Raw genomic sequence first — 15036 nt, forward strand, 5'->3', positions numbered from 1 at the left:
GGCGTCGTCCGGGCGGCGGCCGTGGTGCCAGGTCAGCCCTGCTGGGCGGCGATCAGGCTGGCGGGGCGCAGATCGGTCCAGTGGGTCTCGACGTAGGCGAGGCACGCCTCGCGGGTGTCCTCACCGAAGACCGACCGCCATCCGGCCGGGACCTCCGCGAAGGACGGCCACAGCGAGTGCTGGTTCTCGTCGTTGGCCAGCACCAGGAAGCGGCCCTGCGGGTCCTCGAACGGGTTGGTGGTCATGCGTTGTCACTCCTCGTAGAGATGGTGGTCATCGTGGTGAACAGGTCGGAGAGCGGTTGCCGGGGCGCGGCCGCCACGGCGCGCAGCAGTGTCTGGAGTTCGTCGGCGAGCCGCCGTGCCGTGGCGGTGCCGAGCCGTTCGGTCGAGTGGATCAGGCCGCAGTGCACCGGTCCCTCACCCTGGGGCTCGTAGAAGCTGAGGGTGAGATCGGCACGTGCCGTGCCGGTGGGTACGGCGTCGAGCGAGCCCATGCCGCCCTCCAGTCGCTCCAGGTCCGCCTGCTCATGGTGGATCACCATGACCCGGGGTCCCGTGGGGGGCAACCCGGCGGCCCGGACGACCTCCTCGAACGGGACCTCCTGGCGGTCGAGGGCGCTGAGGGTGGTCTCGCGGACCCGCCGCAGCAGCTCGGCGAAGGTGGGGTCGCCCGCCGTGTCGGTGCGCAGCACGACCGTGTTGAAGAAGCAGCCGACCAGATCGGTGAGCTGGTCGTCGGTGCGGCCCGCGACCATCGTGCCGATGGGCAGGTCGGTGCCCGCGCCATGGGCGGTGAGCAGCGCCGCCAGGGCCGAGTGCAGCACCATGAACATGCTGGTGCCGGTCTGGCGGGCGAGCCCGTCGACGGCCGCGTGCAGCTCCTCGTCCAGGACGAAGGCGACGTGGTCGGCGGTCCGGCCGGGGGTGGCGGGCGGCGCCGGGTCGGCGGGCAGGGCCAGTTCGCGCGGCGCGCCGTCCAGGGTCAGGCGCCAGTAGGCGAGCTGCTCCGCGGCCCTGCTGTCGGGGTCGGCGGGGTCGCCGAGGACCTCGCGGGCCCAGTGGGTGTAGTCGCCGTACGTGACGGGCAGCGGCTCCCAGTCGGGCGCCCCGCCCTCCGTACGCGCCGCGTAGGCGGTGGTGAGGTCGCGGAACAGGGGCACCACGGACCACTCGTCCACCGCGAGGTAGTGCAGGGTCAGCAGGACCGCCTGGCGGCCGTCGGCGGCGGTGAGCAGCGTGGCGCGGACCGGGGCCTCCCGCTCCAGCACGGGTGCCTGGGCCGCCAGGTCGGCGAGCCGGGCGTCGAGGTCGGCGCAGCCGTCCTCGGTGTTCAGGACCGGGGCCGGGGCCGGGTGGGTGACGACGGTGCCGTCGCGCTCGGTGAACGCGGTACGCAGGGGCTCGTGCCGGGCGGTGACGTCGGCCAGGGCCTCGGCGAGCGCCCCGGCGTCCAGGCCGCCCGGGGAGCGCAGCACGAGCGCGTGGTCGAAGCCGGGGGCGCGCCGGTAGGCGTCCCACTGCCAGCGCTGGACGGGGGCGAGCGGGCCGCCGTCCCCGGCGAACCCGGCGCCGCCCGGGCGCAGGGCGGGACGGGCCGCGGCGGCGCCGTCGAGCTTGGCCGCGATGCCCGCGACGGTCAGGGCGTCGAAGACGTCGCGGATGCTCAGCTCGACCCCGAACTCGGCGCGGATACGGCCCAGCAGCCGCATCGAGGCCATGGAGTGGCCGCCGAGCGCGAAGAAGTTGTCGTGCACGCCGACGGCGTCGAGCTTGAGGATCTCGCCGAAGACGGCGGCGATACGGGCCTGGGTCCCGGTGGCCGGGCGGGCGTCGCCGGTCATCGCGGACCAGTCGGGCGCGGGCAGCGCCTTGCGGTCCAGCTTGCCGTTGGGGGTCAGCGGCAGCGGGCCGTCCAGGGCGACGACCAGGGCCGGGACCATGTACTCGGGCAGCTGTCCGGCGACATGGGCGCGGAGCGCGGCCACATCCAGCTCGCCGCTCTCGGGGACGGCGTAGCCGATGAGGCGGACGATGTCGCCGTCGCGGTCGGGCACCACGGCGGCCTGGGCGACCGTGGGGTGTCCGGCGAGCGCGGCCTCGATCTCGCCCAGCTCGATCCGGAAGCCGCGCACCTTGACCTGGGTGTCGACACGGCCGAGGAAGTCGAGGGTGCCGTCGGTGCGCCAGCGGGCGCGGTCGCCGGTGCGGTACATCCGGGCTCCGGCCGGTCCGTAGGGGTCGGCGACGAACCGTTCCGAGGTGAGCGCGGACCGTCCGAGGTAGCCGCGGGCCAGGCCCCGGCCGGAGACGTACAGCTCTCCGGTGACGCCCGGCGGGACGGGACGGAGGGTGTCGTCGAGGACGTAGCAGCGGGTGTTGGGGTCGGGTACGCCGATGGGGACCCGGCCCGAGGGGCGGCCGCCGAAGGAGCGGGCGGGCCACAGGGTGGAGTTGACGGTGGCCTCGGTCAGACCGTAGGCGCAGATCAGGTTGAGGGTGTCGCCGTAGCGCTCGAACAGGTCCGGCGGCACGACCTCGGTGCCGACGAGGACGGTCGCGCCCTCGGGGAAGGCGCAGCCGGGCGGCAGGGCCGACATCAGGGACGGCGGGATGGCCGCGTGGGTGATGCCGTGGCCGGTGAAGAAGTCGCTGAGCGCCGGTCCGGCGACCCGGGCCTCGTCGGTGATGAGGACGAGCTGTCCGCCGTGGCAGAGGGCCATCGCCAGTTCGAAGACAAAAACGTCAAAGCCGATGGAGGCGAACTGGAGCACCCGGCTGTCGCGGTCCAGGCCCATCCGGTCCACGGCGGTGGCGACGAGGCTGGCGATGCCCTCGTGGGGCACGACCGCGCCCTTGGGCCGTCCGGTGGAGCCGGAGGTGTAGATGACGTACGCGGCCTGGTCGAGGGTGACGGGTCCGCCGTCGACCGGGGTCCCCGGCAGGGCGTCGAGCGCGGCGGCGGTGTCCGGGGCGTCGAGCAGCACCAGCGGGACGGACGGGACCTTCCCGGCCACCGGTTCGGTGCCGACGACGAGGGCGGCCCGTGAGTCCTCGACCATGTAGACGAGCCGGTCGGTGGGGTGGACGAGGTCGAGCGGCAGGAACGCGGCGCCGAGCTTCATGGCGGCGAGCACGGTGGCGATCATGTCGGCCGAGCGCGGCACGGCCACGCCGACGACGTCCTCGGCGCCCACTCCGCGCTGGGCCAGCAGCCGGGCGATCCGGTTGGCGCGGGTGTCCAGTTCGGCGTAGGTCACCTCACGGGAGCGGTCGACGACGGCGACCGCGTCGGGGCGCTCGGCCAGCCGCTCGGCGAACAGGGCGGGCAGGGACTTCTCGTCCACGGTCCGCGCGGTGTCGTTGAACTCCTCCAGGACCAGCCGCCGCTCGTCGTCGCCGAGGATCCCGGCCTCCGACACGGGCCGCCCGGGCGCCGCCACCAGGGCGCCGACCAGCCGGTTCAGCCGCTCCCCGATCCGTTCGGCCGTCTCCTGGTCGAACAGCTCGGTGGCGAACTCCAGCCGGCAGCTCAGGGCGCCGCCGTCGGCGCCGAGGTGCTCGGTGAAGCTGAAGACGAGGTCGAACTTGGCGGAGCTGATCCGGAAGGGGATGTACGAGGCGTCCAGACCCGGCAGGTCCAGTCCGTCCCCGGTGCGGGCGTGGTAGCCCACCATCACCTGGAAGAGCGGGTTGCGGGAGAGCGAGCGGGTCGGGTTGAGCTTCTCCACGACGGCCTCGAACGGCACATCGGCGTGGGAGAAGGCGGCCAGGTCGCTCGCGCGGACCCGGGCGAGCAGCTCGGTGAAGCTGGGGTCGCCGCCGAGGTCGGTGCGGAGCACGATGGTGTTGACGAAGAAGCCGACCAGATCGTCCAGGGCCTCGTCGCCCCGGCCCGCGATGGGCGCGCCGAGGGGGATGTCGGTGCCCGCGCCCATCCGGTGCAGCAGGGCGGCGACGGCGGCGTGGACCACCATGAACATGCTCGCGCCGCTCTCGCGGGCGAGGGTCTTGAGCCCCTCGTGGACCTCGGTGTCGAAGGTGATGTCGAGTTCGGCGCCGGAGAACGAGGGGCGCGCGGGCCGGGGCCGGTCGGCGGGCAGGTCGAGTTCCTCGGGCGCGCCGTCGAGGGTGGTGTGCCAGTAGTCGAGCTGGCGGGCGGCGAGGCTGTCCGCGTCGGCGGGGTCCCCGAGCAGGCGCCGCTGCCACAGGGCGTAGTCGGCGTACTGGACCGGCAGCGGCTCCCACTCCGGGGCGCGGCCACCGGCGGTGCGGGCGGCGTAGGCGGTGGCCAGATCGCGCAGGAAGGGCCGGTCGGACCACTCGTCGGTGGTGATGTGGTGCAGCAGCAGCACGGCCACATGGTGCTCGGGGGCGAGTTCCACGAGGGTGGCGCGGAGCGGGAGTTCGGTGGAGAGGTCGAAGGCGCGGCCCACGGCCGCGTCGATGACGCCGTGCAGCTCGTCCTCGGTGGCGCGCAGCCGCGTCACCGGCGGCCGGGCCGCACCGGCGGGCCGCACCCGCTGGAAGACCTGGCCGTCGCGCTGGGTGAAGACGGTGCGCAGGGCCTCGTGCCGGGCGACGACATCGGTGAGCGCCTGCTCCCAGGCGTCGGCGTCGAAGGCGCCGCGCAGCCGCATCACGAGCGGGAAGTTGTAGGCGGCGGAGGTGCACTCGATCTGCTGGATGACCCACAGGCGCTGCTGGGCGTGGGAGAGCGGCAGCTCCTCGGGGCGCTCCCCGGCGGTCAGTTCGGGGCGGGCGGGGCCGCCGGAGCGGTCGACCCGGTCGATGAGTTCGGCGACGGTGGGGGCCTCGAAGAGGTCGCGGATCGCCAGTTCGGTGCCGAGCGCGGTACGGGCGCGGCTGACCAGCCGGGTGGCGAGCAGCGAGTGGCCGCCGAGTTCGAAGAAGTCGCTGTCGATGCCGACCGACGCGCCCTCGGGCAGGCCGAGCACCTCGGCGTAGAGGGCGCAGAGGGTCTCCTCGCGCGGGGTGCGGGGGGCGCGGCTGGCGCCGGTGGCGCCGAAGTCGGGCGCGGGCAGCGCCTTGACGTCGAGCTTGCCGTTGACGGTGAGCGGCAGGGACGTGACGGGGACGAGGGCGGTGGGGACCATGTAGTCCGGCAGCCCGGCCTTGAGGTGGTCGCGCAGCCGCTGGAGCAGCTCCTCCCCCGCCTCCGTACCGTCGGTCCCGTTCTCGGGCACGACATAGCCGACGAGGCGCTTGGTGCCGCCGGTCTCGGCGACCACGACGGCGGCGTGGGCGATCTCGGGGTGGCTGGAGAGGGCGGTGGATATCTCGCCCAGTTCGATCCGGTAGCCGCGGATCTTGACCTGGTCGTCGGTGCGGCCGAGGAAGTCCAGCAGTCCGTCGGGGCGCTGGCGCACCAGGTCGCCGGTGCGGTACATCCGCTCGCCGGGCGCGCCGAACGGGTCGGCGACGAACCGTTCGGCGGTCAGCGCGAGCCGGTCGTGGTAGCCGCGGGCCAGTCCGGTTCCGGCGATGTACAGCTCGCCGGGGGAGCCGGGCGGCACGGGCCGCAGCATGGTGTCGAGGACGTAGGCGCGGGTGTTGCGGATGGGCAGGCCGACGGTGGAGGTGGGGCTGTCGGTGGTGGAGCCGCCGAGGGTGTTGATGGTGTACTCGGTCGGCCCGTACAGGTTGTAGCCGTAGACGCCCTCGGTCTGGCGCAGCCGGGACCAGACGGTGTCGGAGACGGCCTCGCCGCCGAGCAGGACCAGGGCGGGCCGGTGGCGGCCCGCGCTCGCGTCGCGCTCCAGCAGGCCCTCCTCGATGAGGAGCTGGGCGTAGGTCGGGGTCACGTTGACCACGTCGACCTGGTGGCGGTCGCAGTAGGCGACCAGGGCCTCCGCGTCGCGGCGCAGGTCCTCGTCGCAGACGTGCACCTCGTGGCCCTCGACCAGCCAGAGCAGCTCTTCCCAGGACATGTCGAAGGCGAAGGAGACGGTGTGCGCGATGCGCAGCCGCCGTCCGCCCGCCGAGGCGATGGCCGGGTCGAAGATCTCCCGCTGGTGGTTGAGCTGCATGTTCGTCAGTCCCCGGTAGGGGGTGACGACGCCCTTGGGCCGTCCGGTGGAGCCGGAGGTGTAGATGACGTACGCGGGGTACTCCAGCCGGTCCGCGACGGTGTGGGCGAACGCGGGGCGCTCGGCGTCGGTGACCTCCCCGTCCGGCAGTGCCGCGAGGGCGGCGGCCACGGTCGCCTCGTCCAGCGCGAGTTCGGGGGCGAGCGGTCCGTCCTCGCCGCGCAGGGTGGGGGCGACGGCGGTGGTGGAGACCAGGCAGAGCGGCCCGGTGTCCTCGATCATCAGCCGCAGCCGGTCGGCCGGGTGGTCCAGGTCGAGCGGGAGGTAGGCGGCGCCGGTGCGCAGTACGGCGAAGAGGGCGGTGACCATCTCGATGGAGCGGGGCAGCGCCAGCGCGACGACCCGCTCCGGGCCCGCGCCCCGGGCCAGCAGCAGCCGGGCCAGGCGGTTGACCCGTCCGTCGAGTTCGGCGTAGGTGAGGGCGAGGTCGCCGAAGACCAGCGCGACGGCGTCGGGGGTGCGGGCGGCCTGCTCGGCGAGCATGTCGGCGATGGTCTCGTTGGGCACCGGCTGCCGGGTGGTGTCCCAGGCGCTGGTGAGGGCGCGGCGCTCGGCGGGCAGCAGCGGGTCGACACCGACGGTACGGGCGGTGGCGGCGTCCGGGCCCGACAGGGCGTCGGCCAGGGTCTCCAGCACGGTGGTGAACCGGGCGAGGATCGTGGTGGCGTCCTCGGTGTCGAACAGGTCGGGCCGAGCGGCCAGGGTGACCCGGAGCCGGGTCTCGGGGGTGACGATCAGGGTCAGCGGGAAGTGGGTGCCGTCGACGTTGGAGACATCGGTGATGCCGTGGCGCCGGCGCAGCGCGGCGGCCCGGTCCTCGCCGTCGGCGGAGCGCAGCACGAAGAGGGTGTCGAAGAGCCGCCGGTGGCCGGTCTCCTGCTGGAGGGTGCCGAGGCCGACGTACTCGTAGGGCATGACGGCGACACGTTCGGACTGCATCCGCCGCAGCAGGTCGAGCAGGGGCTCTTCCGGGGTGAGGGCGACGCGGGCCGGGATGGTGTTGAGGAACATACCGATGATGCCCTCGACGTTCGGCACATCGGCGGGGCGGCCCGCGACGGCGGTACCGAAGGCGACATCGCCCCGGCCGGTGAGGGCGGCGAGCACCAGGCCCCAGGCGGCGTTGAGCACGGTGTTCAGGGTGAGGCCGTGGCGGCGGGTGGCGGCGCGCAGCCGGTCGCTGGTCTCCCGGCTCAGCACCGCGTCATGGTCGGCGGGGATCACCGGTCCGCCGTCGCGCCCGGTGGGGGCGAGGAGGGTGGGCTCGTCGAAGCCGGAGAGGGCGCGGCGCCACTCGGCGAGCGCGGCGCCGGTGTCCTGCTGGTCGAGCCAGGCGAGGTAGTCGCGGTAGGAGCCGGGGGCGGGGAGCCCGTCGGCGTCGCCGCCGCGCCCGTACAGCGTGAACAGCTCCTCCAGGAAGAGCCAGGCGGACCAGCCGTCCCACAGGATGAGGTGGTGGGTGACGACGAGCCGGTCGCGGCCGTCGCCGAGGCGGATCAGCAGCAGTCGGCAGAGCGGGGGCGCGGTGAGGTCGAACCGCCGGCGGCGGTCGGCGGCGAGGAGTTCCTCGACCCGGGCGGCGCGCTGGTCGGCGGGCAGCTCGGACAGGTCGGCCTCGGTCAGCGGGATCTCGGCGCCGTCCACGATGAACTGGGTGGGGCGGGGCAGCCCGTCGCTGAGGAATCCGGCGCGCAGGCTGACATTGCGCTCCAGCAGGGTCCGGCAGGCGGCGCGCAGCCGGTCGGCGTCGACCCGGCGGTCGAAGTCGAGGGTCTCCTGGGAGAGGTAGACGTCGAGGCCGTCGCCCGCGTCGAAGGTGGCGTGGAAGTACATGCCCTCCTGGAGCGGGGAGAGCGGCCAGACATCGGCGACCGGCAGCCCGGCGACGGCGGTGAGGTGGGCGTTCTCCTCGGGCGTCAGCTCCAGTCCGCCGAGGGGGGCGGGCGCGGGGACCCGGGCGGCGGTGACGGCGCTGAGCTGGTCGAGGAGGGCGCGGAGCGCGGGGTCGACGGCGGCGCCGGACTTCTCCTGCTGGGCCAGCATCGCCTGGAGGGCTGCGGCGGCCTGTCCGGCGTCGTCGGCGGAGACGGTGACGGCGGGCGTGTCGGCCGCGCTGTCGGGTGTGGCGGGGGGTGTCTGCACGGGTTCCTTCAGGGCGGCGACCGCCGCGAGCGCGGCGGGCGTACGGTGTTCGAACACATCGCGGGGGCTGAGGGCCCACCCCTTCTCACGGGCCCGGGTGGCGACCGCGATGGAGGTGAGGCTGTCACCGCCGAGGACGAAGAAGTCGTCGTCGGCGCCGATGCCGTCGATGCCGAGGACGGCGGTGTAGATCGCGCACAGGGCGCTCTCCCGCTCGTCGCGGGGCGGGCGTCCGGCGGCGCGCGGGGCCAGCTCCGGCGCGGGCAGGGCGTTCTGGTCGAGTTTGCCGCTGGGGGTCAGCGGCAGTGCGGCGAGGGTGAGTACGGCGCTGGGGACCATGGTCGCGGGCAGCGCGTCGGCGAGGGCCTGGCGCAGGGCGTCGGCGTCCAGTGGCGCGTCAGCGGGGACGGCGTAGCCGAGGAGGGCGCCCTCACGGACGATGACGGCGGCGCGGGCGACGCCGGGCAGGGACGCGAGGGCCGCCTCGATCTCCCCCAGCTCGATCCGGTTGCCCCGGATCTTGACCTGGCGGTCGGTGCGGCCGAGGTACTCGACGGCGCCGTCGGCGCGGCGGCGGACCAGGTCACCGGTGCGGTACATCCGCTCGCCCGGCGCGCCGAACGGGTCGGCGACGAAGCGGTCGGAGGTGAGGTCCGGGCGGCCGTGGTAGGCGCGGGCGAGCTGGGTCCCGGCGAGGTACAGCTCCCCGGGGACGCCGTCGGGGACGGGTCGCAGGAAGGTGTCGAGGACGTGCAGCCGGGTGTTCCACACCGGTCGGCCGATCGGGACGGCCAGCTCGTCCCCGCCCTCGTACGGGAAGTACGTGACGTCCACGGCGGCCTCGGTGGGGCCGTACAGGTTGTGCAGCGGCACGGGGCGGCGCCCGGAACGCGCGGTCAGCGCGGCCCAGCGGGCGGCGTCGGGGCCGCTGAGGGCCTCACCGGAGCAGAAGACACGGCGCAGGCCGGCGGCCCAGCCGGGCGTCGCCCGGTCCGCCTCCATCACCTGGACGAAGGCGGCCAGCATCGACGGCACGAAGTGCATCGTCGTGATCCGCCGGCGGTCGATCAGCTCCGCGAGGTAGGCGGGGTCGCGATGACCGTCGGGGCGGGCGAGGACGACGGCCGCGCCCTCCAGCGGCGCCCAGAAGAACTCCCACACCGACACGTCGAAGCTCGACGGGGTCTTCTGGAGCACCCGGTCATCGGCGGTGAGCCGGTACTCGTGCTGCATCCACGCCAGCCGGTTGACGATCGCCCGGTGGGTGACGGCGACGCCCTTGGGGCGGCCGGTGGAGCCGGAGGTGTAGATCAGATAGGCGGGGTGGTCGGGACCGGCGGCGGTACCCGCCACGTCCGTACCGGCTGTCCCGGGCGTCTCGGCCGCGTCCGCGTCGGGCCCGTCCAGCAGCAGCCGGTCCAGACCCGCCACCTCGGGCAGCCGGGCGGCGGACCCGGTGGTGGTCACCACCGTCCGCGCGCCCGAGTCGCCGAGCATGTACGTGATGCGCTCGGCCGGATAGTCCAGATCGAGCGGGAGATAGGCGGCGCCCGCCTTCACCACACCGAGCAGGGCGACCATCAGCTCCGCCGAGCGGGGCACGGCGACCGCGACATACGACTCGGGTCCCGCGCCACGCGCCCGCAGCCGGCGGGCCAGGGCCTCGGCACGGCGGTCGAGTTCGGCGTAGGTCAGCTCCTCGTCCTCGAAGACGACGGCGGTCGCGCCGGGCGTGCGGGCCACCTGCTCGGCGAAGCGGGAGACGAGGGTGGCCTCGGTGACCGGGCGGCCGGTGGCGTTCAGCTCGGCGAGCCGCTCCCGCTCCCGGTCGGACAGGAGCGCGATCCGGCCGACGGGACGCCGGGGCTCGGAGACCAGCGTCTCCAGCAGGCTGACGAACCGCTGGGCGAGCACGGCGACGGTGAGCTGGTCCAGCCGGGCGGCGTCATGCTTGAACCGCAGCCGCAGATAGCCGTCCTGGGGCTCGACGATCAGCGCGAGCGGATAGTGGACGGCGTCGAACACCTCGACCTCGCCGATCCCGAGCGCGGCGGGGTCGCGGTCGGCGTCCAGCCGGGCGGTCGGGTGGTTCTCGAAGACGACGAGGGTGTCGAAGAGGTCGCCGCCCCCGGCGGTCCGCTGGATCTCGGCCAGCCCCAGGTGCTGGTGGTCGAGCAGGGCGGCATGGTCGTCCTGGACCCGGCGCAACAGCTCGACCAGCGGCTCGGCGGCCCGCAGCCCGACCCGGGCCGGGACGGTGTTGATGAAGAGGCCCACGGCCGAGTCCAGGCCCTCGACCTCGGTGGTCCGACCGGAGACGGTGGTGCCGAAGACGATGTCCTCGGCGCCGGTCACGCCGCCGATCAGCACGGCCCACAGACCGTGGACGACGGTGCTGAGGGTGAGGCCGTGCGCACGGGCGCAGGCGGTGAGATCGGCGGTGAGGCCGTCGGGCAGCCGGGTGTCGACATGCTCGGGACGCGGCGCGGGCCGCTCGCCCGCGGCGGCGGCGGTGAGCTGCGGCAGCCGGGTCGGTCCGTCCAGACCGGCCAGGGCGGCGCGCCACGCCGCGCGGGCGGCGTCCCGGTCCCGGCCGGCCAGCCAGGAGAGATAGGCGTCCGGGGCGACGGGCTCCGGCAGCTCGCGGCCCGCGCAGGCGGCGAGCAGCTCGGGCAGCAGCACGGAGACCGACCAGCCGTCGGCGACGATGTGGTGCAGGGTCAGCAGCAGCCGGTGGCGGTAGCCGTCGCGGATCAGGGTGGCGCGCAGCAGCGGCGGCCGGGCCAGGTCGAACGGCTCGGCGCGGTCCGCCGCCAGCAGCTCCTCCAGGGAGGTCCCGGCGGTGCCGGCCTCGGCCCAGGGCAGTGTCACCCGCTCCGCGAGCCGCTGGACGACCTCGCCGCCGGGCAGCTGGTGGAAGGAGGCGCGCAGCAGGGCGTGCCGGTCCAGCAGCAGCTGGAGCGCGTCGCGCAGCCGGGCCGGGTCGACCGTGCCGGTGAGCTCGAACAGCTCCTGGACGACATAGAGGTCGGCCTCGGCGTCGCTCTCGTACTGGGCGTGGAAGAAGAAGCCCTCCTGGAGCGGGGAGACCGGCAGCGCGTCCGGGTCGAGCGCCACGGCGGGCCGCTCCGCCGGTACCTGGGCGGCGGGCCCGTCCGCGACCCGGGCGAGCGCGGCGACGGTACGCAGCCGGAACACCTCGCGCGGGGTGAGGGCGAGCCCCGCCGCACGGGCCCGGTTGACCAGCTGGATCGCGACGATGCTGTCGCCGCCGAGTTCGAAGAAGCTGTCGTGGACACCGACCGTGGGCAGTCCGAGTACCTCGGCGACGAGGGCGGCGAGCAGGGTCTCGGCCTCGGTGGTGGGCGCGTCGGTGCCGACGGCGGCGGTCCACTCCGGCGCGGGCAGGGCCCGGGTGTCCAGCTTGCCGTTGGGGGTCAGCGGCAGCGGGCCGTCCAGGACGACGACGGCGGACGGCACCATGTACTCGGGCAGCGTCCGCGCCACCCGGGCCCGCGCGTCGGCCACGGCGGCCGCGGTGCCGGTGATGGCCGCGGTATCAGCGGTATCAGCGGTATGGGCAGTGTCGGCAGCGTCCGCAGTGTCAGCGGTCTTCCGCTCCGCGACGACATAGGCGACCAGGCGCTTGACGCCCCGGTGGTCCTCGCGGGCGAGGACGGCGGTCTGCGCGATCCCCGGGCAGGCCATGAAGGCGCTCTCGACCTCGCCGGGCTCGATACGGTGGCCACGGATCTTGAGCTGGCCGTCGGCGCGGCCGAGGAACTCCAGGTTGCCGTCGGCGCACCAGCGGACCCGGTCACCGGTGCGGTACATCCGGTCGCCGGGCGCGCCGAACGGGTCGGCGACAAACCGCTCCGAGGTCAGGGGCAGCCGTCCCAGGTAGCCACGGGCCAGTCCGCGCCCGCCGACGTACAGCTCGCCCTCCACGCCCACCGGCACCGGGCGCAGCGCGGTGTCGAGGACGTAGGCGCGGGTGTTGGGGTCGGGGACGCCGATCGGCGCGGGGCCGGGACGGCCGGGGTCGGCGGTCCAGAGGGTCGAGTTGACGGTGGCCTCGGTCAGTCCGTAGGCGACGACGACGGTGAGCCGGTCGGACCAGCGGGCGATCAGCTCGCTGGGCACGGCCTCGGTGCCGACGAGGAGCACCGCGCCCTCGGGCAGCTCGGCGTCCTGCGGCAGCGCGGAGACCAGCGACGGCGGCAGCGCCATATGGGTGACGCCATGGCGCGTGAGGTACTCGGTGAGGGCGGGCCCCGCGACCCGGCGCTCGGCGGGGACGGCGACGACCCGGGCGCCCACGCTCAGCGACATGACCAGCTCCCACACCGTCACGTCGAAACCGACGGAGGCGAACTGCGCCACCCGGCTGTCCGCGGTGACGCCGATGCGGTCGGCGGCGGTGGCGATCAGGCTGCCGATGCCGTCGTGGGTGACGACGACACCCTTGGGGCGGCCGGTGGAGCCGGAGGTGTAGATGACGTACGCGGCCTGGTCCAGGGCGAGGGGCACGCCCGGATCGGCGCTGTCGAGCGCGTCCCGTTCGGCGGCGGTGGCCGGCTCGTCCAGGACCACCCGGGGCACACCGGGGGTGTCGGGCAGCTCGTCGGCGAGACGGCGCACGGTCAGCAGGGTGCGGGTGCCCGCGTCGGTGAGCATGTAGGCGATGCGGTCACCGGGGTGGTCGGGGTCCACGGGCAGATAGGCCGCGCCGGTCTTCATGACGCCGAGCAGGGCCGCGTACAGCTCCGGCGAGCGCGGCAGGGCCACCGCGACGACATCCTCGGCGCCCACCCCGCGGGCGGTCAGCAGCCGGGCGAGCCGGTTGGCGTCGGCGTTCAGCTCGGCGTAGGTCAGCTCCCGGTCCTCGAAGACGAGGGCGACGGCGCCGGGGGTGCGGCGCGCCTGCCGCTCGAAGGCGTCGGGCCAGGCCACCTCCGGTGTCTCGCGCGGGTCGACGCCGAAGGTCTCCAGCACCCGGGCGCGCTCGTCGGGCGCGGTCAGCTCGATCTGCCCGACCGGGCGCCCGAGGTCGGCGGCGAAGTCACGCAGCAGGGCCAGGAAGCGGTGCTCGTGGTCGCGGAGCGCGCGCTCGTCGCAGACCGCCGCGTCGGCGTCGAGGTGGACCAGGACCCGGCCGCCGGGACCGGCCTCGGTGAAGCTGAGGGCCAGGTCGCTCACCGGGCCGAGCCAGGTGGGGTGCAGTTCGGCGCTGTCGGCGCCGAAGAGCGGGTACGCGGTGCCGGGCAGGACGTTGACGGTGGGGCCCACCAGTTCCGCCACACCGTCGGGCAGTCCCAGCTCGCGCGCCAGGTCCTCGGCGCGGTAGCGGCCGTGCTCGACCGCCCCCGTCACCGCGTCGCCGACGTCGGCGACGAGTTCGGCGCCGCTCGTACCGGGCCGGACCGGGATCCGCAGCGGCACGACGTTGGAGACCATGCCGGGGACGGCGGCGGCGGACGGGTCCTGGCGGGCGGTGACCGGCAGCCCGAGGACGAGGTCGCGCTCGCCGCTGACCCGGTGCAGATAGGCGGCGACGGCCGCGATCAGGATCCGGGAGAGACGCACGCCCGCGCGCCCGGCGGCGTCGGCCAGCGCGGCGGTGTCGGCGGCGGAGAGTTCCGTGACGCGCCGGAGCCGTCGTTCCATCGGGGCGGCGGAGCGCTCCACGAGCCGGACGGGCTCGGGGCGGTCGGCGAGGAGCTCCAGCCAGTAGGCGCGGTCGGCGGCGCGCTCCTCGGAGTCCCGGTAGCGCTGGTCGGCGCCGGTCAGCCGGGCGAGTGCCCAGTCGGGGGCGGCGGGGGCCCGCTCACCCCGGGCGTACAGCTCCCCGGCGCGGCGGGTGAGCAGGGCGACGCCCATGCCGTCGATGAGGATGTGGTGGTAGCGCTGGTACCACAGGAGGTGGTCGTCGCGCAGCCGCAGCAGGGCCTGGCCGAAGAGCGGGCCCGCCGCCAGGTCGGCGGGCCGGTCGCGGTCGGCCTCCATCCACGCGGCGGCCGCCGCGTCCGGGTCGGCCTCGGCGCGCAGATCGATCACGCGTACGTCGACGGGGAGCCGCTCCACGCTCTGCCGGGGCTCGCCGTTCGTCTCCCGTACCCGGATGTGCAGGGCCTCGGCCTCCTCGACGGCCCGCCGTACGGCGGCGGCCAGCCGGTCCGGGTCCGCCTCCCCGCGCAGTTCGAGGGTGAACGCGATGTTGTAGACCGTGCTGTCCGGCTCGATCTGCTGGGCAAGCCAGACACCGGCTTGCCCGCCGGTGACGGCTGTCCCGGCGGCGGAGATCCGGTCCGACTCGGCGTCAAACATCTTTGGAGGGCCCTTCCCTGGTGGTGCGGCAGTGGGCGGTGGTGCGCGGTGGCCCGCGACGGCCGCGGTGGTCCGCGACGGCTGCGGAAGCGTGCGGTGGCTCGCCGGGCGTACGGCGACGTGCGGGTGGCTTACCGGGCTCGCGGCGGTACGGAGAGCGCGGGGCGCGGGCGGCGGCGGGCGGGTACGGCGGTGGCTTACCGGGTGTGCGGGGCTCGCGGCGGTACGGAGAACGCGTGATGCGGGCGGCGGCGGGCGGGGGCGCCCGCGACGGGTCTCGGCTGGTGCCAGTGGGTCCGGCGGGTCCCGGCGGGTCTCAGGAGGTCCGGCGGGTGCGGTGGGCCGGGCCCGTGGGGCTCGGTGGAGTGAGGACGCGGGGCGCCCGGCCCGTGGGCCGGGCGGCCGGTGACCGTGTACCACGGGCGGCCGCCCGGCGCGGGGCGGGCATCCCGTGGTAC

General features: G+C 74.9%; 2 protein-coding genes. Both read right to left on the reverse strand.

Going from position 1 to position 15036, the window contains the following annotated elements; all coding sequences use genetic code 11:
* Nucleotides 1–32: 32 nt before the first annotated feature.
* Nucleotides 33–245, reverse strand: a complete 213-nt coding sequence (locus tag ACFVIM_RS24300; RefSeq protein WP_384304973.1) for an MbtH family protein — start codon at nucleotides 243–245, stop codon at nucleotides 33–35.
* Nucleotides 242–14578, reverse strand: coding sequence for an amino acid adenylation domain-containing protein (locus ACFVIM_RS24305; protein ID WP_384304976.1), 14337 nt, complete (start codon nucleotides 14576–14578; stop codon nucleotides 242–244). The genes ACFVIM_RS24300 and ACFVIM_RS24305 overlap by 4 nt, the downstream gene beginning before the upstream one ends.
* Nucleotides 14579–15036 lie beyond the last annotated feature (458 nt).

Source organism: Streptomyces sp. NPDC057638, from assembly GCF_042800315.1.
GTDB lineage: Bacteria > Actinomycetota > Actinomycetes > Streptomycetales > Streptomycetaceae > Streptomyces.